Source organism: Streptomyces sp. NPDC046925, from assembly GCF_040644915.1.
GTDB lineage: Bacteria > Actinomycetota > Actinomycetes > Streptomycetales > Streptomycetaceae > Streptomyces.
In genome coordinates this window covers 1054188-1073146 of sequence record NZ_JBEYWZ010000003.1, presented here as the reverse complement: position 1 = coordinate 1073146, position 18959 = coordinate 1054188, and the positions used below count along the sequence as shown (strand labels likewise).

The following is an 18959-nucleotide window of genomic DNA, read 5'->3' as shown; positions in this document are numbered from 1 at the left end:
CGGGCCGGAGGCCGAATGACCCCGGGTCTTGCAGGCACTCCGGTCCGCGGTGCCCGCGCGGGGGGCGGAGCCGGAGTAGGCCGGTTGCCGGCCGCCTCTTCAGGGGCGCGGGGAACTGCGCGAGCGACCAGGGTCAAGCCGCGCCCGAAAACAAAGAAGCAGCCCGGCCCGGGCCGGAGGCCGAATGACCCCGGGTCTTGCAGGCACTCCGGTCCGCGGTGCCCGCGCGGGGGGCGGAGCCGGAGTAGGCCGGTTGCCGGCCGCCCCTTCAGGGGCGCGGGGAACTGCGCGAGCGACCAGGGTCAAGCCGCGCCCGAAGACAAAGAAGCAGCCCGGCCCGGGCCGGAGGCCGTACGCGCCACGGCCCGCCCCGCCAGGCGCCCCCGGCCGGAGGCCGAATGACCCCGGCCGGGGAGAGCCAGGCTGCCCAGCCCCGCAGGGCTACGCGTCCGCCTCCTGCGCCCGCAGGGCCCGCTCCACGCCCGCGCGGGACTCCGTGATCAGGCGGCGCAGGGCCGCCGAGGGGGCGGCCGAGGAGAGCCACGCGTCCGTCGCGTCCAGGGTGGCCTGCGAGACCTGGATCGAGGGGTACAGGCCCACCGCGATCTGCTGCGCCATCTCGTGCGAACGCGAGTCCCACGCCCCCTTGACCGCGGCGAAGAACTTCTCCGTGTACGGAGCGAGAAGCTCGCGCTGGTCCGTCTGGACGAAGCCGGCGATCACGGCCTCCTGGATCGCGTTCGGGAGCTTGTCGGATTCGACGACGGACGCCCATGCCTCCGCCTTCGCCTCCGGCGTGGGCCGCGCCGCCCGCGCCGCGGCGGCATGCCGCTCGCCCGCGGCCGTCTTGTCGCGGTCGAGCTCCGCAGCGATCCCGGCCTCGTCGAGCCGCCCCTTCGCCGCGAGCCGGTGCACGAAGGCCCAGCGCAGCTCCGTGTCCACCGCGAGGCCCGCGATCGACTGCTTGCCCGACAGCAGCTCCTCGAGCAGCGTCAGCTGCTCCTCCGTACGCGCCGTCGAGGCGAACGCCCGCGCCCACGCCAGCTGGTGGTCACCGCCCGCCTCCGCCGCACGCAGGTGCGAGAGCGTCGCCTCGGTCCAGTCGGCGAGCGCCTGCTCCCGCCCGGCCGGGGCCGCGTACAGGTCGAGCGCCAGCTTCACCTGGCGGTGCAGCGACTGGACGACCCCGATGTCCGACTCCTTGCCGATGCCGGACAGGACGAGGGAGAGGTACTCCCGCGTGGGGAGTTCCGCGTCCCGCGTCATGTCCCACGCCGACGCCCACGAAAGCGCACGCGGCAGCGACGCCTCGAAGTCACCGATGTGCTCCGTCACGAACGCGAGCGACTCCGCGTCCAGACGTACCTTCGCGTACGAGAGGTCGTCGTCGTTCAGGAGGATCACATCGGGACGCTCGCGGCCCACGAGCTCGTCCACGGACGTCAGTTCGCCGTCCACGTCCAGCTCCACGCGGTCCGTGCGCAGCAGCTTGCCGCTCTCGTCGTCGAGGTCGTACAGGCCGATCGCGATCCGGTGGGGACGCAGCGTCGGCTCGCCCTTCGCGCCCGCGGGCAGCGCCGGGGCTTCCTGCTTCACCGCGAACGAGGTGATCCTGCCGGACGTGTCGACGTCCACCACCGGGCGCAGGACGTTGATCCCCGCCGTTTCCAGCCACTTCTTCGACCAGGTCTTGAGGTCGCGCCCGCTGGTCTCCTCCAGGGCCCCGAGCAGGTCGGAAAGGCGCGTGTTCCCGAACGCGTGCGCCTTGAAGTACGCCTGCACGCCCCGGAAGAACTCGTCCTCGCCGACGTACGCGACGAGCTGCTTCAGGACACTCGCGCCCTTCGCGTACGTGATGCCGTCGAAGTTGACCAGGACGTCGTCGAGGTCCTGGATGTCGGCCATGATCGGGTGCGTGGAGGGCAGCTGGTCCTGGCGGTACGCCCACGTCTTCATGGAGTTGGCGAACGTCGTCCAGGAGTGCGGCCAGCGCGAGTTCTCCGCGTACGCCTGGCAGGCGATGGAGGTGTACGTGGCGAACGACTCGTTCAGCCAGAGGTCGTTCCACCACTCCATCGTCACCAGGTCGCCGAACCACATGTGGGCCAGCTCGTGGAGGATGGTCTCGGCGCGCGTCTCGTACGCCGCGTCCGTCACCTTCGAACGGAACACGTACTGGTCGCGGATGGTCACCGCGCCCGCGTTCTCCATCGCGCCCGCGTTGAACTCCGGCACGAAGAGCTGGTCGTACTTGGCGAAGGGGTACGCGTAGTCGAACTTCTCCTGGAACCACTCGAAGCCCTGCCGCGTGACCTCGAAGATCGCGTCCGAGTCGAGGAACTCCGCGAGCGAGGGCCGGCAGTAGATGCCGAGCGGAACCGACTGGCCGCCAGGACCCTCGTATGAGCTGTGGACCGAGTGATACGGACCGACGATGAGCGCCGTGATGTACGTCGAGATGCGCGGCGTGGGCTCGAAGACCCAGACGTCACCGCTGGGCTCGGGCGTCGGCGAATTCGAGATGACCGTCCAGCCGGACGGTGCCTTCACGGTGAAGCGGAACGTCGCCTTGAGATCGGGCTGCTCGAACGAGGCGAAGACGCGGCGCGCGTCCGGGACCTCGAACTGCGTGTACAGATAGGCCTGTTCGTCGACCGGGTCGACGAAACGGTGCAGCCCCTCACCCGTATTGGTGTAGTCGCAGTCGGCGACCACCTTGAGCTCGTTGGGCCCCGCCTCCAGGTGCTTGAGCGCGATGCGCGAGTCACGGAAGACGGCGGCCACGTCCAGCGAGCGCCCGTTCAGTACGGCCTCGTGGACCGCGGGGGCGACGAGGTCGATGAACGTCTCGGCGCCCGCCTCCGCGGAATCGAAGCGCACCGTCGTCACCGAACGGTAGGTGCCGCCCTCCTGCGCGCCGGAGAGGTCGAGATCGATCTCGTACGAGTCAACGGTGAGCAGCTTCGCGCGCTGCTGCGCCTCTTCGCGGGTCAGATTGGTGCCGGGCACGCGGTCATCTCCTCAGGTACGACTTGTGGTGTTTCCGGCCATCCTTCCACGTGGCTCCGCGGACGTGGCCAGGCATTGTCCGTCGGCTGTCATGCGGCATTGTTAGCGGGCTGCCGTGCCACTAGCATCCGCGCGTCTACTCACGCCCCGGGGGGAGCGTCCATGGCACTACGACGGTCACTGCGATTATCGGGAGCACCTCGATTACCGCGGAGACGGACAGCGCGGCGATTATCCGGTGCGAGGTGCGCCCCGTGATCGACGTACTGGTCGTGGGGGCCGGGATCGGCGGGCTCACCGCCGCGCTCAGCCTGCACGCGGCGGGCATCGGGGTGCGGGTCGTGGACGCGGCCGACGCGCTGCGGCCGGTCGGGGTCGGCATCAACCTCCTCCCGCACGCCGTGCGCGAGTTGACGGAGCTGGGCCTGGGCGCCGAGCTGGCCGCCACGGCCGTACCGACCGCCGGGATCCTGCACTTCGACCGGCACGGCAACCACATCTGGGGCGAGCCGCTGGGCCTGGGCCGCGGCCACCACTGGCCGCAGTACTCCCTGCACCGCGGGGCGCTCCAGCTGATCCTCCTGGACGCGGTACGCGACCGCCTCGGCGAGCGGGCCGTGCAGACCGGTACGGCGTTCGTGCGGTTTGCCGAGCCCGAGGGGTCGGGGGCGCTGCGGGTGACGCTGCGGGACGTGGCCCGGGGGCGGGAGTTCGCGGTGCCGGTGCGGGCCCTGGTCGGGGCCGACGGTCTGTACTCGGCGGTACGGGCCTGCCTGCATCCCGGCGAGGGGCCGCCGCTGTGGAACGGCGTGCGGATGTGGCGGGGCGTCACCGAGTGGGATCCCGTGCTCGGCGGCCGGACGATGGTGATCGCGGGCAGCAACGCGACCACGAAACTCGTCGTCTACCCGATCTCGCGGGAGGCGGAGATGCGGGGGCGTGTGCTGCTCAACTGGGTGGCGGAGGTGCGGTTTCCGCGCCATCACCACGGGGCGCCGGGGCCGGTGGACTGGAACCGTTCGGGCCGCCTCTCCGACGTCCTGCCGCACTTCTCCGGGTGGCGGATCGGGGATCTGGACGTGCCCGCGCTCCTCGCCGCGACGGGCTCGACGGGGCGGATCCTGGAGTACCCGATGGTGGACCGGGATCCGCTGCCCTGGTGGGGGCGCGGCGCCGTCACCCTCCTTGGTGACGCGGCCCATCCGATGTACCCCGTGGGGTCCAGCGGGGGGTCGGAGGCGGTGCTCGACGCCCGGGCGCTCGCCGGGTGCATGGCCCTTGCCGGGGTGGACCGGGTCGCCGGGATGCGGGCCTATGAGGCGCAGCGCTGGGGCCCCGCCAATGCCGTGGCCCTCGCCAATCGCGCGATGCCGGTGGACGAGGTCCTGCGGACGGTCGCCGAGCGGGCTCCGGAGGGATTCGCGCGGGTGGAGGACGTGCTGACGGTGGAGGAGCTTGCGGGGTTGGGGGAGGGGTATCGGCGGATGCGGGGGGCTTGGTAGGAGTGACTTTTCCCCAACTCCGCCCCGGAACTCCGCCCCGGAACTCCGCCCCGGACCCCGTACAAGATGTCCTCGAAAGCCGGACGGGCGGAGAGATTCAGCCCGTCCGGCCTTTGAGGACGAACTCGGCGGAGCCGGTGATGACGTCCACCAAGGCCCCCGCGCCGAGCGGGTTCGCGGGAAGGGGCGGGGTTGGGGGAATTGAACGTCTGAAATGCGCCAGCCACCCCCCACCCGCACGCGCGAGGCTCGGCACATGAACGCAACCACGACCACCAACCTGACCACGACCTACACGCCCCGCCCCATCGACCCCCTCACCCTCAAGCAACTCCGCATCACCGACGACGCCGCCCGCCCCTGCACCCCCTACGTGGACCCGGAGGGCGGCTCCCCCCTCCGCTGCTGCCTCCGCCCCATCGCCCCCGAAGAAAACGTCGCCCTCGTCTCGTACGCCCCCCTGCGCCGCTGGGCGGCGGAGACCGGAGCGAACCCCGGCGCCTACGACGAGCAGGGCCCCGTCTTCATCCACGCGGAGGACTGCGGGGGCCCGGCGGCCGACGACGGCGGGGAGTACCCCTTCGCCCGCCCCGGAGCCCTCCGCACCCTCCGCCGCTACAACGCCGAAGGCCGCATCATCGGCGGCCGCCTCCTGGAGATCCCGGACCCGGCGACGGAAGGCTTCGACGCCGCCTTCGCGGAGGCCTTCGCCGATCCGGAGGTCGCCCTCGTGCACGTGAGGGCGGTCGAGTACGGCTGCTTCCACTTCGAGGTCCGCCGCTGAGCACCCCGCTCAGGCAACCGCCCCCACCGCCGCCGCGAACGCCCGCACCCGCTCCGTCTCCGCGTCCCTCCGCCACACCATCCCGAGCACCGAATCCGGCACCCCCTCCACCGGCACGAACGTCACGTCACGCCTGCCGTGGTACTCAGCCGTCGGACGGCACAGCAGCATCGCCCCGCGGTCGGCCGCGACCAGGGTCAGGCCCTCCTGGAGGGTGCGTACCTCGGGGGCGGGCGCGGTCGACGGGGCCTGCGCCGCCCGCCAGTACGCCGGTGCGGGCGCCGTCGCGGAGATCAGCGGAACCCCGGCGAGCTCGTCCGCCCGCAGCGAGTCCCGGCCCGCGAAGGGATGGCGTACCGACACCGCGACCGTCTGCTGCTGGCGGGAGAAGAGCGGGCCGAGCACCAGATCCGGTTCCTCGACCGGCAGCAGCACGATCGCCGTGTCCACGTCCCCGTGCCGCACCGCCCCGAAGGGGTCGGCGAACGGCACCTCCACGATCTCCGTCACACAGCCCGGATGCCGCTCCTGGAAGTCGGTGATCGCCCGCATCAGACGGGCGTCCGCCGTCCCCTGGAAGCCGATCCGCAGCCGCCCCGTGACCCCTCGCGCCGACTCCCGCGCCGCGTCCACCGTGGCGCTCAACGTCTGGTAGGCGGGGCGCAGTTCGGCCAGGAACCGCTCGCCCGCCGGAGTCAGCCGTACCCGTCGGCTCGACCGTTCCACGAGCCGTGTGCCGATCCGCCGCTCCAGGTCGCGAAGGAGCTGGCTGACGCGGCTCTGCGAGACGTAGAGCCGCTCGCCCGCTCGGCCGAAGTGCAGTTCGTCGGCGAGCGCCATGAAGCACTCCAGCTCCCGTATCTCCAGCACCGGCAACCCCCTCATCCCCGAGCCATCCCCGAGCCATCCCGGCCATCCCCGAGCCATCCCGGCCGTCCCCGAGCCGTCCCCGAGCCGTCCCCGAGTCATCCATGAGCCTGGCTCATTCAAGGATGAGATCTTCGCCGTTGTTCCCGGTGAGCGTCCGGCGAAGGCTTGGCCTCATGAAAGCCATCCGGGACACCCGCCCCGAACTCGCGGAGCCGCAGCGCTCCCTGCCCCTGTCCGTCCTCGCCGTCGCCGCCACCACCTTCTCCGTCGTCACCACGGAAATGCTCCCGGTCGGCCTCCTCACCTCCCTCTCCGCCGGGCTCGGCGTGTCCGACGGGACCGCGGGTCTGACCGTCACGCTCCCCGGCGTCGTCGCGGCGCTCGCCGCGCTGCTCCTTCCCGTCGCCGTGCGGCGCGCGGACCGGCGGACGGTGCTGTGCGCGCTGATGGTCCTGCTCGCCGCCGCCAACCTCGTCTCCGCGCTCGCCCCCGCCTTCGGCGTGCTGCTCGCCGCGCGGGTCCTGGTCGGGGTCTGCATCGGGGGCGTGTGGGCGATCGCGGCCGGGCTCGGCGTACGGCTCGTGCGCGAGGAGACCGCGGGGCGGGCCACCACGGTGATCTTCAGCGGGATCGCCGTGGCGTCCGTGCTCGGGGTCCCCGCCGGTACGTTTCTCGGCGAACTCGCGGGCTGGCGCTGGGCGTTCGCCGTCATGGGGGTGTTCGCCCTCGCGGTCGCCGGACTGCTCGCGGCCGTGCTGCCGCCGCTGCCCGCGTCGGCGGCGGTACGGATCGGCACGTTCCCCGCACTGCTGCGGAACGCGCGGCTGCGGGCGGGGCTGCTCGTGGTGCTGCTGCTGGTCACCGGGCACTTCGCCGCCTACACCTACGTCCGCCCCGTCCTGGAGCGCGTACCCGACCTCGGCGCCGGGCTGATCAGCGGGCTGCTCCTCGCCTACGGGGTCGCGGGCATCGCAGGGAACTTCGCGGGCGGCGCGCTCGCGGCCCGCGATCCGCGCCGGGCGCTGCTCGCCATCTCCGGGGGGCTTGCCTCGGTGGTCCTGCTCCTGGGGCCCGCGGGCGGCTCGCTCCTCGCGTCGGTGGCGCTCCTCGTCGCGTGGGGCCTGGCCTACGGCGGGGTCTCCGTCTCCACCCAGCAGTGGGTGCTCGCCGCCGCGCCCCGCGCCCGTGAGGCGGCGTCGGCGCTGTTCGCCGCCGTGTTCAACGCGGCGATCGCCCTGGGCGCCCTGACCGGCGGCCTGGTCGCGGACGGCTACGGGACGACGGACGTGCTCTGGCTCGGCGGCGGCCTCGCGGCGCTCGCGCTGCTCGTCACGGGGTGCGCGAAGAGGGAGGGCGCCGGGTACGCCGAAGGGGCGGGCACCGGGTGACCGTTGCCCGCCCCTCGGACGTACGTATGCGGCGGGAAAGCCTCAGCCCTTGAGCTCAGCCCTTGAGCTCGGCCCTTGACCTCAGCCCTTGAGCTCGGCCGCCACCAGCTCCGCGATCTGCACCGCGTTCAGCGCGGCGCCCTTGCGGAGGTTGTCGTCGGAGATGAAGAAGGCCAGGCCGTTCTCCACCGTCTCGTCGTTGCGGATGCGGCCCACGTACGAGTCGTCCTTGCCCGCGGCGACCAGCGGGGTCGGGACATCCGTGAGGACGACGCCCTCGGCGGAGCCGAGGATCTCGGTGGCGCGCTCGGGGCTCAGCGGACGCTCGAAGCGGGCGTTGACCTGGAGGGAGTGGCCGGTGAAGACCGGCACGCGGACGCAGGTGCCGCAGACCTTGAGGTCAGGTACTTCGAGGATCTTGCGCGATTCGTTGCGGAGCTTCTGCTCCTCGTCGGTCTCGTTCAGACCGTCGTCGACGATGGAGCCGGCCATCGGCAGGACGTTGTACGCGATCGGCGCGACGTACTTGTTCGGGGCCGGGAACTCCGTGGCCGAACCGTCGTGCGTGAGCTTCGGGGCGTCGTCGCCGACCTTCTTGACCTGCTCGAAGAGCTCGTCGACACCGGCGAGGCCCGAGCCGGAGACGGCCTGGTACGTCGCCACGACGAGCGCGGTGAGCCCGGCCTCCTTGTGCAGCGGCTTCAGGACCGGCATGGCGGCCATCGTCGTGCAGTTCGGGTTGGCGATGATGCCCTTGGGGCGGTTCGCGATCGCGTGCGGGTTGACCTCGGAGACGACCAGGGGGACCTCGGGGTCCATCCGCCAGGCCGAGGAGTTGTCGATCACGACGGGACCCTGCGAGGCGACCTTCTCGGCCAGGGCCTTCGAGGTGGCGCCGCCCGCCGAGAACAGGACGATGTCGAGGCCGCTGTAGTCGGCCGTGGAGGCGTCCTCGACCGTCACACCGTCGAGGGTCGAGCCGGCCGAGCGGGCCGATGCGAACAGGCGCAGCTCGTCCACCGGGAAGTCCCGCTCGACGAGGATCTTGCGCATGACCGTGCCGACCTGACCGGTGGCTCCGACGATTCCGACCTTCACGGGGGCTCCTCCGTATGTACGCGAGCTGCTGATGCAGCCCATCATGCGTCTCTCCAGGTCAGGCTTGTCCAATCCTTAGTCCTTGCCGCCGCCGTCCGACGACCCGGGGTGTGACCCGCCCTTCCGTACGAGCTTCCGCGTGCTGTGGGCGGTCCGCTGTGACCATCGTGCGAGCAAAGTCACACCGAGAAATGCGCACATTTGTGCGTAGCGGTCACGTGTCCAGGTGAATGTGTGCGAAGACCGATTCTGTGTACGTAACCGCCTCTACGGTTACGTGTCATGGAACTGGTGGTGCAGGTGAAGCTGCTGCCGTCACCGGAGCAGGCCGCGGCGCTGGAGGCGACGTTGCGCGCCTGTAACCGGGCCGCCGATCATGTTGCCCGTGTCGCGTTCGGTTCGGGCACGCGGGACCGTAACGGGCTGCAGAAGCTCGTCTATGCGGAGATCAAAGCGGAGTTCGGGCTGTCGGCGCAGCCTGCGGTGCGGGTGGTCAAGAAGGTCGTGGACGCCTACGCGGCGCTCGCCGCGCAGGTGAAGGCCGGAGTCCTGGGGCGTCCTGCGTCGAAGCGTTGCCGCGCGGCGATGGGGAGCCCCATCGCCTTCCATCCGCAGGCGGCGCAGCCGTTCGACGACCGGTGCCTGTCTTGGCAGACCGATGCTCGCACGGTGTCGATCTGGACCGTGGCGGGTCGGATGAAAGGTCTCCGTTATGCCGGTGCCGCCGGGCAGCTGAAGACGCTGGCTGACCACCGTAAGGGCGAGTCCGATCTTGTCCAGAGAGGCAGGGCGTGGTTCTTGGTCGCCACCTGCGACGTCCCTGAGCCGGAGGTGTACGAGCCGATCGGCTGGATTGGCGTCGACCGCGGCATCGTGAACCTCGCCACCACCAGCGACGGCGCCAACTGTCAGGGCCGGCGCCTGTCCCGCTACCGCCGCTGGCAGGCCCGCAAGCGTGCCGAACTCCAGGCGAAGAAGACCCGCTCGGCCACCCGGCGTGCCGCCCGCCGCGCGCGGAAGGAGCACCGGCATGCCGCTCAGGTGAACCACAAGGTCAGCAAGGAGATCGTGTCCGTCGCGCAACGCACCGGGCGCGGGATTGCCGTCGAAGAACTGGACGGCATCCGCGACCGGGTACGGCTTCGCCGCGACCAGCGGGGCGCGTTCTCCTCCTGGCCGTTCCACCAGCTCGGACAGCACCTTCACTACAAGGCCCGCCGGGCTGGGGTGCCGTTCCTCGCCGTGGACGCGGCTCACACCTCGCAGCGCTGTCCGCGCTGTGGGCACACCGAGCGGGCCAACAGGCCCACTCGGGATCACTTTCGCTGTCGTCAGTGCGGCCTCGCTGGGCCCGCTGACCACGTCGCCGGGGTCAACGTGCGCGTCCGCGCACGCTCGGCGTGGGTATTCGTCACCATGCCCGTCCCCGCCCCGCCGCGTAGTGCGACAGGAGCGGGGAGATGCGACCTGTGACCGCCCTGTCGTAGGGGGCAGTCGGGAGCGCGACAAGGTGTGAACGGCCGGGCACACAAGCCGGCTGTGCACGGCCGAGAAGGTGACAGGGACATCCTCCGTAATTGCCTGGGCGGAGGTGCGGATTTTTCGTCGCGCCGAACGTTTTGGCCCGTCCCCGCGTCCTAGGGGAAACGCGGGGACGGGAGGGGTGTCTTGCTGCGCGGAAGAATGCGACGGGACCGGCAGGACCGGCAGGGGCGGCGGGAGCAGCAGGGTCGTCAGGAACGGTCCGATCCGCTCGACGCTGCCCAGGAGGACCGGGTACGGGCGGTGCTCGCGCTCGGCGGGGTGCCGCACGCCGATCTGCCGGACGGCGTCCAGCAGGTCAGGCTCAAGCTCCTGGAGCGGGCCGCGGACGGACGCGAGGCGCCGCGCGACGTGTCCGCGTGGGCGGCGGTCGTCGCCTCGAACCTGGCCATGGACTGGCACCGGGCGCGGCGCAGGCAGGAGCGCCTCGGGGAGCGGCTCGCGGTGCTGTGGCGGGAGGCGACGGACGAGGACGGGGCGGAGACGCGGGCCCTCTCGATGGCCGTCACCCAGGGCCTGGACGCGCTGCCCGACACGCAGCGGCAGGTCGTGGTCCTGCGTTTCTACGCCGATCTGCCGGTGCGGGCGATCGCCGACGAGCTGGGCATCCCGGAGGGCACGGTCAAGAGCAGGCTGCATACGGCGGTACGGGTGCTGCGGACGCGGCTGCACGAGGGCGAGGTGGTGTGACGGTGGCCAGGGACGATTACGACGCGCTGATGCTGGCTCTCATGGACGAGCCCCTGCCCGAGGACGCGGGGCGGGACCCGGAGCTCGCGGCGGAGCACGCCGAGGCTGTGGCGGATGTCGCACTGCTCCGGGAGCAGATCGGGGTGGTGGGACGAGCGCTGGCCGCTCCCGCGACCGCTGCCGTGCCCGTAACGCCCCCGGACCCGCGGGTCGGCCTGCGCCCCGCCGGGGTCCGGCGGCGGCGCGTGACGGCGGCGTTCGGCCTCGCCGCGGCCACGGCGGCCGCCTCGCTGGTGGGCGGCCTCGCCTGGCTCGCGATGGAGAGCGGCGGCGGGATCACATCGGGCGGCGACTCCGACGCGGCGAAGGGATCGGCGCCGGATGCCTCGGACCAGAGGGCGGACGGGGGAGGCTCGAACGGCGCGGACCAGAGGTCAGGGTCGTACGCGGCCTGCGCCCGGCTCATCGTGGAAGGCACGGTGAAACGGGTCGAGCCGATCCCCGGCGGCGTCAGCGAGCGGATCGTCCTGGACGTGACCCGCTACTACAAGCCGGACCAGGGGGCGAAGCGGATCACGTTCGTGATGGACGTGGACGTGGACCCGCGGCTCGGGCCCGGCGACCGGACGCTGATCGGCATCCCGGAGGGCGAGGCATCGCCGGACATCTGGTCCAAGGGGGAGAAGGACCTCGCCAAGGAGCGGGCGTGGATCGAGCGGGAGCTGCGCGAAGGGAAGGACGCGGGCATGACGTGCTAGTGCGGAAATGCGCTGGATGTAAGGGTCACAAGGCGCCTATGGTCACTACATGATGACTCAAGTGCCCGCGTCCGAGCCCGACTTCACTCCGCTGGACGACGTCTTCGTCAGGAAGCACATGGGGGTGCCGGACATCGACGTCACCGGCTGGACCCTGGCGGTGGAGGGCCTGGTCGAGCGTCCGCTGCGCCTCGACATGGCCGCCGTCCTCGCCCTCGGGACCGAGCGGCTGCCCGCCTTCCACGAGTGCTTCGGCAGCCCGCTCGCGCCGGACGTCCCGACGCGGGCGGTGGCGCAGGTGGAGTGGGCCGGGGTGCCGCTCGCCGCGCTCCTGGACCGTGCGGTGCCGGGGGCGGCGGCGCGGCATGTCTGGTTCGAGGGCGCGGACTCGGGGTCCTTCCAGGGGCAGGACGGCGTCACGTACGTCAAGGATCTGCCGCTGGATGTGGCCCGCGACGACGTTTTCCTCGCGCACCGGATGAACGGCTGGCCGCTGCGGGCCGAGCACGGGTTTCCGCTGCGGGCTGTGGTGCCGCGGATGTTCGGCACGAACTCGGTGAAGTGGCTGACCCGGATCGTCCTGGCGGACCGCAGGGCGGACAACGTGTTCACCACGCGGTTCTACACCCGTGTCCTGCCGGGGGACTCGGTGCCGAGTCCGGTGCGGGAGGTCGACGTCAGCAGCAAGTGGTTCGTGCCGGGGAAGGTCGCCGCGGGGAAGGTGGATCTCGGCGGCCGGGCGTGGAGCACGACGGAGGTGGTGCGGGTCGACGTCTCGGTGGACGGAGGCCCGTGGGAGCCGGCCTCGCTGGCGGCACCGGGCTCAGGACCGACGTGGCAACGGTTCTCCGTGACGCGGGAGTTGGCGCCGGGGGCGCATGTGATCCGCTGCCGGGCGAGGGATCGCGCGGGGCGCGTGCAGCCGCTCGCGGGGGCGCGTAACGCGGTGCACGAGGCGGGGGTCGAGGCGGGGGTCGAGGCGGTGGGCGAGGCAGAGGACCGGGCGGAGGCTTAGGCGGCCCCGAACGCCGGGCGGGCTGAAGGGATCAGCCCGCCCGGCGTCCGAGGACGAACCGGCGGAGCCGGTGACTAAGGTGCCGTCACCTTCTCGATGAGCACACTGCCGGTACCGGCGACCGTGCCACGCCCGTTCAGGAGCGACACCTCACCGAACAGCTGACGCCCCTCGGCGGCGGGCGCGTCCGCCGCGACCTGCGCCGAGACCGGGGCGGAAGCCCCGTTCGCGAGCTTCACCGGCGCCGACTCGTCGACCTTCACCGAGCCGAGCGCACCCGAGAAGAAGACGTCCCGGTAGTCGTACGCGGTCGAGCCGGACGGGACGGAGTAGCCCGCCACCTGGATCTCGTACGTACCGGCCGCCGGCTTGGTCAGGCTGACCGACTCCTCCGAGTCGCCGTCAGCCGACGAGCCCACGACGACCCCGCCCTTCTTGACCGAAAGGTCGAGGTCGGCGGCGGAGTCCGCCGTCGAGCCGATGGCGACGTCGAGCCGCTCCGCGCCCTCGGGCACGACCACGGTCGTCGTCTGCGTCTCACCCTGCTTGATGGTCGGCTTCGCCGCCTTCGCGGAGCCCAGCGAGCCGCCCTTCAGCTTGCCGTCCACCGCGGCGAAGTTGTTCGTGACCTTCCAGGAGACGGGCGCCGGAGTGCCGACCTTCGCCTCCGGGACCGTCTGCACCGCGGGGTCGAAGGCGATACCCAGAGCGGAGACGTCCAGCTTGTAGGGGTTGTCCAGGAGCGGGGACGTCCTGCGCGACTCGACCTCGATCTCCCACACGCCCGGCTGCGGCTCGGGGTACGAACGCAGGTCGGGGCGGCAGGTGTTGGCCGGGTTGTCGTAGTTCGAGTAGCAGACGAGCGACGACGTCGAGTCGACCGGGACGCCGTACGGGTGCACCGCGATGAACCGCGTCTGGCTCTTGCCCTTCAGGCCGCCGAGCGCCAGCTCCAGGGACTTGGCGCCCTTGGGGACCGTCACGAAGTACGACTGGGTGCTGTTGCGCTGCACCGAACCGGAACCCGAGAAGGTGTACGACGGCTTCGCGAGCGGCGAGGAGACGACGACCGTCGACATGACCTGCTGGTCGATGCCCTCGGTGCGCTCGTCGTCGACGGTCAGGATCGCGCTGTGCAGACCCGCCGACTTGGCCTTCGCCTGGACCTTGACGGTGACCGGCTTGTTCAGCGGCAGCGTGATGTCGTCGTCGCCGAGCAGCTTGAACGTGCCCTCGTGGTTGTTGACCAGGTCGAGCTCGTGGCGCACGCCGCGGTCCGGGCCCGAGGTGCGGGTGATCGTGACGTCGTACGTCCGCTTCTGGCCGGTCTTCAGGCCGCCCTCACGGTCGTAGATGCCGGTGCCGGGGTTCTTCAGCTCCTGCTCCAGGGCGGTGTCGACCGGCGCCTTCACCGTGTAGGTGTGCGCCTTCGCGTCGTCCTCGATGGCCTCCCAGGCGTCGACGACGTTGATCTGGCCGGTGCCCTGCGCGTACGCCTGCTCGCCGTGGATGCGGTCCGCGGTCGAGGTGAGCGCCGTGCGCAGCTTCGCCGGGGTCAGGTCGATGCGCTCGCGCTTGGCGGCGGAGAGAAGCAGCGCCGAGGCGCCCGCGGCCTGCGGGGACGCCATCGAGGTGCCCTGCAGCATCGAGTAACCGGCCGGGAGCTGGTAGCCCGCCTCGGCGACCGGGGAACCCGGCAGCCAGGTCTGCGTGGTGTTGATGGCCGAGCCCGGCGCCGAGATGATCGGCGCGAAGCCGCCGTCCTCACGCGGGCCGCGCGAGGAGAATGGCATCATCGCGTACGACTTCTTGACGGCGGAGCCGTAGTTGGCGGCCCAGGTCTCCTTGGAGATGGAGGCGCCGACGGAGATGACCTTGTCCGCGAGGGCGGGGTCGCCGATGGTGTTCGCGCCGGGGCCGGAGTTGCCCGCGGAGATCACCAGCTGGACGCCGTACTCGTCGATGAGGCGCTTGTAGAGCGCGGCGCGCGCGTTGTTGCCGTCGTTCAGGGCCGGGAGACCGCCGATCGACATGTTCACGATGTCGACGCCGCGCTTCGTGACGAGGTCGATCATGCCCTCGGTGAGCGCGACGTTCGTGCAGCCGCCGGTCCAGGTGCAGGCGCGCGAGGAGACCAGCTTGGCGCCGGGCGCCGCGCCGTTCATCTTGCCGCCGAACAGGCCGTTGGCCGCGGTGATGCCCGCGACGTGCGTGCCGTGCTCGGACTCGATGACGCCGATGTTGACGAAGTCGGCCTTCTTGCCGACCCAGTCGCCGCCGTACGGGTCGGTGGGCACGTCCTTGCGGATCTCGACGACGAAGGGGACGCGTTCGACGACGTCGGTCGCCGGGTCGTCCTTGCCGAAGTAGGCGACCTGGTGGTCGTCCTTGTACGGCTTCATCACCTCGTCGTCGGTGAAGTCCTTGTTGTTGTTCAGGTCGACGCGGACCGTCCCGGCGGCCGGGTCGTAGAGCACGCCCCAGCTGTCGGTGGTGTCGCCGTCGCGGTTGATGTCGCCCTTGGCGTCGCCGCCGGTGGTGGCCGACTCCAGGAAGCGGTTGACCTGGAAGGAGCCCGCCGGGGCCTTCCACGTCTCGCCGTTCCAGGTGAAGACGGGGCCGGTGACCGGGTTGGTCATGCGGCGCCAGGTGCCGTCCGCGTCCACGATCGGGTCGGTCGCGGTCACCCAGTCGGTGATCTTCCGCTCGCCCGTGGTGGTCTTCTTGAGCGCGGGGTGACCCAGGTCGACGCCGGAGTCCAGGATGCCGATGGTGGTGCCGCGGCCGTCCGCCCTCGGGTTCTTCTTCACGAAGTCGACGGCGCCCGTCTCGAAGGACGGGTTGTACGGGTTCTTCGCCGGGGTCTTGCTGCCGGGTCCGGAGTACGTTCCCTTGCCCGCGGTCTTCGCGCCCTTGGCCCGGTCGGCGGCGGGCGTCGGGTCGTCCAGTTCGATCTCGTGCCGCAGGTCGATGCCCTGCACGGACGACAGCTTCCCGGCGGCCTCGATGGCGGCCTCGGCCTTCGCGGTGGGCACGGTGGCGCGTACGTAGCCGAGCTTGTCGTACGTCCGGCCGACCGAACCGCCCTTGACGGCGTCGAGCTGGTCGGCGACCTGCTCGGTGGCGCCGGGCGCGGTGGCGACCATCATCGTGACGGTCTTCTCGCCGTCCGCCTGCGCTTCGGCGAGGAGATCGGCGTCGGCCGAACCGAGCTTCTCCTCGGCGGCCTTGGGGGTGGTCTGGCCCCCGGGGTCCCCGTCGGCCGCGAGGGCCATGGGTATGGGCCCGGCGGCGGAGAGCGCGGCGGTCAGGCCGACGGCTATCGCGAGACGGGTCGTGCGTCTAGCACTGGATCTGTGCATCAGCATCCCTGTACGTAAAGGTCGAAAAGGTCCGGAATCCGGAACCGGATGACCGCTCAGCCTTACGTAAGTGACTGCTGTTTGGGGAGAGTTGTCCGAGCTGTGATGAGGGCATGACGCAATTCCGCCACCCGCCATGACGGACAAGGCGGTGCATAGGGGGACTTGCGCCGGGAACTTTCCGGCGGACCTCGGCTTGGGGAGGGGTCCGGCGGGGTCAGCTCTCGCGCGAGCGCGCGTAGTGCCGCGACGCCTTCGCGCGGTTGCCGCAGGCCGCCATGGAGCACCAGCGGCGCGTGCCGTTGCGCGAGGTGTCGAAGAAGTGCAGGACGCAGGCCTCGTGGGCGCAGCCGCGGATCCGGTCGGGCGCGGCGGTCAGGAGGTTCAGGTAGTCGCGCGCGGCGAGCCAGGCCGCGCCCCACGCCGGGTCCGCGAACTCGGGCTCCTCGCCGGGGCCTTCCCCGGTGAGGGTCGCGCGGATGCGGCCGTGCGAGAGCACTTCGTCGACGCGCGCGATGCCCGCCGGATCGCCGGGGGAGTCCACGACGGAGGCGAGCGCCTCGCGGGCGCGAAGGACGTGCTCCAGGGTCGGCCCGTCGGCGGTGAAGCGCGCGCCGAGACCGTTGGCCGCGAGCCAGACGCCGAGCCCTCCGGTGTCCGTGAGCAGGTCCTGGCGTACGCCGTCGTGCATCCAGACGGTGTTGAGCAGATCGAGGGAGAGCGGCTCGCCGGTGAGCGGGCGGGGGTCGTGCGGGGTCCTGGCGGCGGGCATGGGTGCTCCCTTCGGTGCTAACCGCTCAAGAGTACGTGACCGGTTGACGGGCTTGAGCCTAACCCCTAACCTCACTTTCAACGGTTAGCTACCAAGGGGAGAATCATGCCGACGTCCACAGCTCCGCGCACCGGCCACATCGGCCTGAACGTCACCGACCTGGAGCGCTCGCTCGCCTTCTACCGGGACGTGCTCGGGTACGCCCTGCTCGCCGAGGGCAAGGAGGAGGGCCGCCGGTACGCCTTCCTCGGCGAGAGCGGCCAGGAGGGCGGGAGCCCCGTGCTCACGCTCTGGCAGCAGGCCGACGCCGGGTACTCCGCGGGCGGCGCGGGCCTGCACCACCTCGCGTTCGAGGTCGACACGGTCGACGAGGTCCGCGCGTACGAGAGCGCTCTGCGCGCGTACGGCGTCGAGTTCGCCTACGAGGGGGTCGTCCCGCACGGCGAGGGCGCGGCGTCCGGCGGGATCTTCTTCCATGACCCGGACGGGACGCGCCTGGAGATCTTCGCCGGCGCGGAATCCGGCGCGGGCGCCTCGGGGTCGGCTCCGGTTTCGGGTGCGCCTACCTGCGGGTTCTTCTAGTCCGTGACCCGTGGTCGCGCAGTTCCCCGCGCCCCTTCGGGGGCTTCTCATTGCCCGGCAGGAGAGTGACATGACCCCGTACCACCACGGCTCCCGTGCCGTTCAGGATCTCGTCGGTGTGCGGGAGGCGGCCGACCATGTGGGCCGGTCCGTCGGCGACGGCATCCGTCCCGTCGCCGCCGCCTTCCTGGAGATCCAGCCCATGCTCGTGATCGGCGGCGCGGACCCGGCGGGCGCCGTCTGGGCCTCGCTGCTCACCGGTGAACCCGGGTTCGTACGGGCCACGGGGCCGCACCAGATCTCGATCGCGGGCGGCCTGCGCCGGACCGACCCCCTCGCGCAGGCCCTGGCCGGGGAAGGCACCCCCGTGGGCACCATCGCCCTCGATCCCCGCACCCGGCGCCGCATGCGCCTGAACGGCCGGGCGCGGCCGACCCCGCGCGGTCTGGCGATCGAAGCCGACCAGGTCTTCTCGAACTGCCCGAAGTACATCCAGAAACGGGATTTTCTGCCGGGCGCAGTGCCCGGCAGCCCGTCCGCGCCCCGCCGCGGCACGAAACTCACCGGCGACCAGCGCGCGTTCCTGGCCGAAGCGGACACCTTCTTCCTCGCCACCGTCCATGCGCACGGCGCCGACGCCAGTCACCGCGGCGGCAACCCCGGCTTCGTCCAGGTCCTCTCCCCGCACGAAATCCGCTGGCGGGACTACCCCGGGAACTCCATGTTCCTGTCCCTCGGCAACCTCACCACCGACCCCCGCGCAGGGCTCCTCTTCCTCGACTGGCGGACCGGCACCACCCTCCAGCTCACCGGCACGGCCCGTACCGACTACGGCGACGACGGCTCCCGCACGGTCCGCTTCACCCTCGCCGAAGCGGTCGAGACCCCCGGCGCGAGCCCCTGGAGCTGGACCGCTCCGGAGTACTCCCCTGCCAATCACGGCCAGGAGGACTAGCGTCAATCTGTGCATAAAGAGCTACGGGTGGCGGCCTACGCCGTATGCGTGCAGAACGGGCAGCTGCTGCTCGCCCGCTGGGTCGCGGGCGACGGCAGCAAGCGCTGGACGCTGCCCGGTGGCGGCATGGACCACGGCGAGGACCCGTACGACACGGTGATCCGCGAGGCCGACGAGGAGACCGGGTACGCCATCGAGCCCGTCACGCTCCTCGGCGTCGACTCGCTGCGCAGGCGCTACCCCCGCAAGCTCGGCGCCCTCGCCGACTTCCACGGCCTGCGCATCGTCTACGAGGCGCGGATCACCGGCGGCGAACTGCGCCACGAGCAGGACGGGTCCACCGATCTCGCGGCCTGGCACGCCCTGGACGCCGTCGCCGGACTCGACCGGGTCGGGCTCGTCGACATCGGGCTCGACCTGTGGCGGACCCGGCCCGCGGACGGACACCGGACGGCGCCCGCCTGAGCTCTCGCAGAGCCTCCCCTTCCCCGGAAAGTGAACGTGGAGTGACCGCCTCCTCTCCGCGCGGAGAGAGATGTGTGACAGCGCAGGGTGCTCGATGATCGACGTACGGTGATCGGCGCTGCCCGTTGCGGTCTCGTTAACGTGCAGGTCACCCCGGATGCCAACGA

The 18959-nt window shown here is 71.4% G+C and carries 15 protein-coding genes; 10 read left to right on the top strand and 5 right to left on the bottom strand.

The window, feature by feature from the left end; all coding sequences use genetic code 11:
• Positions 1 to 441: 441 nt before the first annotated feature.
• A complete protein-coding gene (gene pepN, locus ABZ906_RS18000) occupies positions 442 to 3009 on the bottom strand; it encodes an aminopeptidase N (RefSeq protein WP_361383043.1) in 2568 nt (855 codons plus the stop codon).
• A gap of 257 nt (positions 3010 to 3266) precedes the next feature.
• On the opposite strand from pepN, the gene ABZ906_RS17995 reads away from it, so the two are divergent.
• Together ABZ906_RS17995 and ABZ906_RS17990 are read left to right on the top strand one after the other, a co-directional pair.
• A complete protein-coding gene (locus ABZ906_RS17995; protein WP_361383295.1) occupies positions 3267 to 4511 on the top strand; it encodes a flavin-dependent oxidoreductase in 1245 nt (414 codons plus the stop codon).
• A gap of 256 nt (positions 4512 to 4767) precedes the next feature.
• Positions 4768 to 5295 carry a DUF1203 domain-containing protein gene (locus ABZ906_RS17990; RefSeq protein WP_361383040.1) on the top strand — a complete coding sequence of 176 codons (528 nt, stop codon included), beginning with the start codon at positions 4768 to 4770 and terminating at the stop codon, positions 5293 to 5295.
• Between the two features lie 9 nt (positions 5296 to 5304).
• On the opposite strand, the gene ABZ906_RS17985 is transcribed toward ABZ906_RS17990, so the two are convergent.
• The gene (locus tag ABZ906_RS17985; RefSeq protein WP_361383292.1) at positions 5305 to 6171 is read right to left on the bottom strand and encodes a LysR family transcriptional regulator; all 867 of its coding nucleotides are present in this window, start codon (positions 6169 to 6171) and stop codon (positions 5305 to 5307) included.
• Between the two features lie 167 nt (positions 6172 to 6338).
• On the opposite strand from ABZ906_RS17985, the gene ABZ906_RS17980 reads away from it, so the two are divergent.
• Complete coding sequence (locus ABZ906_RS17980) at positions 6339 to 7553, top strand: MFS transporter (RefSeq protein WP_361383037.1); 1215 nt, start codon at positions 6339 to 6341, stop codon at positions 7551 to 7553.
• Between the two features lie 81 nt (positions 7554 to 7634).
• Here ABZ906_RS17980 and ABZ906_RS17975 read toward each other — a convergent pair whose 3' ends face one another.
• Entirely contained in the window at positions 7635 to 8651 is a 1017-nt protein-coding gene (locus tag ABZ906_RS17975) for an aspartate-semialdehyde dehydrogenase (protein ID WP_361383034.1), read from the bottom strand.
• A gap of 282 nt (positions 8652 to 8933) precedes the next feature.
• On the opposite strand from ABZ906_RS17975, the gene ABZ906_RS17970 reads away from it, so the two are divergent.
• The 4 genes from ABZ906_RS17970 (at position 8934) to ABZ906_RS17955 (ending at position 12656) form a co-directional block, all read left to right on the top strand.
• On the top strand, positions 8934 to 10124 hold the full coding sequence (locus ABZ906_RS17970) for a transposase (protein ID WP_361383031.1): 1191 nt from the start codon (positions 8934 to 8936) through the stop codon (positions 10122 to 10124).
• A 210-nt stretch (positions 10125 to 10334) separates the two neighbouring features.
• Positions 10335 to 10883, top strand: coding sequence for a sigma-70 family RNA polymerase sigma factor (locus tag ABZ906_RS17965; RefSeq protein ID WP_361383289.1), 549 nt, complete (start codon positions 10335 to 10337; stop codon positions 10881 to 10883).
• Between the two features lie 2 nt (positions 10884 to 10885).
• The gene (locus tag ABZ906_RS17960; RefSeq protein WP_361383028.1) at positions 10886 to 11641 is read left to right on the top strand and encodes a hypothetical protein; all 756 of its coding nucleotides are present in this window, start codon (positions 10886 to 10888) and stop codon (positions 11639 to 11641) included.
• A gap of 49 nt (positions 11642 to 11690) precedes the next feature.
• Positions 11691 to 12656: a molybdopterin-dependent oxidoreductase gene (locus ABZ906_RS17955; RefSeq protein WP_361383025.1), complete on the top strand. Its 966-nt coding sequence runs from the start codon at positions 11691 to 11693 to the stop codon at positions 12654 to 12656.
• 74 nt (positions 12657 to 12730) lie between these two features.
• Here ABZ906_RS17955 and ABZ906_RS17950 read toward each other — a convergent pair whose 3' ends face one another.
• Together ABZ906_RS17950 and ABZ906_RS17945 are read right to left on the bottom strand one after the other, a co-directional pair.
• Positions 12731 to 16024 carry a S8 family serine peptidase gene (locus ABZ906_RS17950; RefSeq protein WP_361383023.1) on the bottom strand — a complete coding sequence of 1098 codons (3294 nt, stop codon included), beginning with the start codon at positions 16022 to 16024 and terminating at the stop codon, positions 12731 to 12733.
• A gap of 211 nt (positions 16025 to 16235) precedes the next feature.
• A complete protein-coding gene (locus tag ABZ906_RS17945; RefSeq protein ID WP_361383021.1) occupies positions 16236 to 16790 on the bottom strand; it encodes a CGNR zinc finger domain-containing protein in 555 nt (184 codons plus the stop codon).
• A gap of 105 nt (positions 16791 to 16895) precedes the next feature.
• Between ABZ906_RS17945 and ABZ906_RS17940 the strand changes: the two genes are divergently transcribed.
• The 3 genes from ABZ906_RS17940 (at position 16896) to ABZ906_RS17930 (ending at position 18792) form a co-directional block, all read left to right on the top strand.
• Positions 16896 to 17372, top strand: a complete 477-nt coding sequence (locus ABZ906_RS17940) for a VOC family protein (RefSeq protein WP_361383018.1) — start codon at positions 16896 to 16898, stop codon at positions 17370 to 17372.
• A 70-nt stretch (positions 17373 to 17442) separates the two neighbouring features.
• Entirely contained in the window at positions 17443 to 18327 is an 885-nt protein-coding gene (locus ABZ906_RS17935; RefSeq protein ID WP_361383015.1) for a pyridoxamine 5'-phosphate oxidase family protein, read from the top strand.
• Between the two features lie 9 nt (positions 18328 to 18336).
• Complete coding sequence (locus ABZ906_RS17930) at positions 18337 to 18792, top strand: NUDIX hydrolase (protein ID WP_361383012.1); 456 nt, start codon at positions 18337 to 18339, stop codon at positions 18790 to 18792.
• Positions 18793 to 18959: the final 167 nt, after the last annotated feature.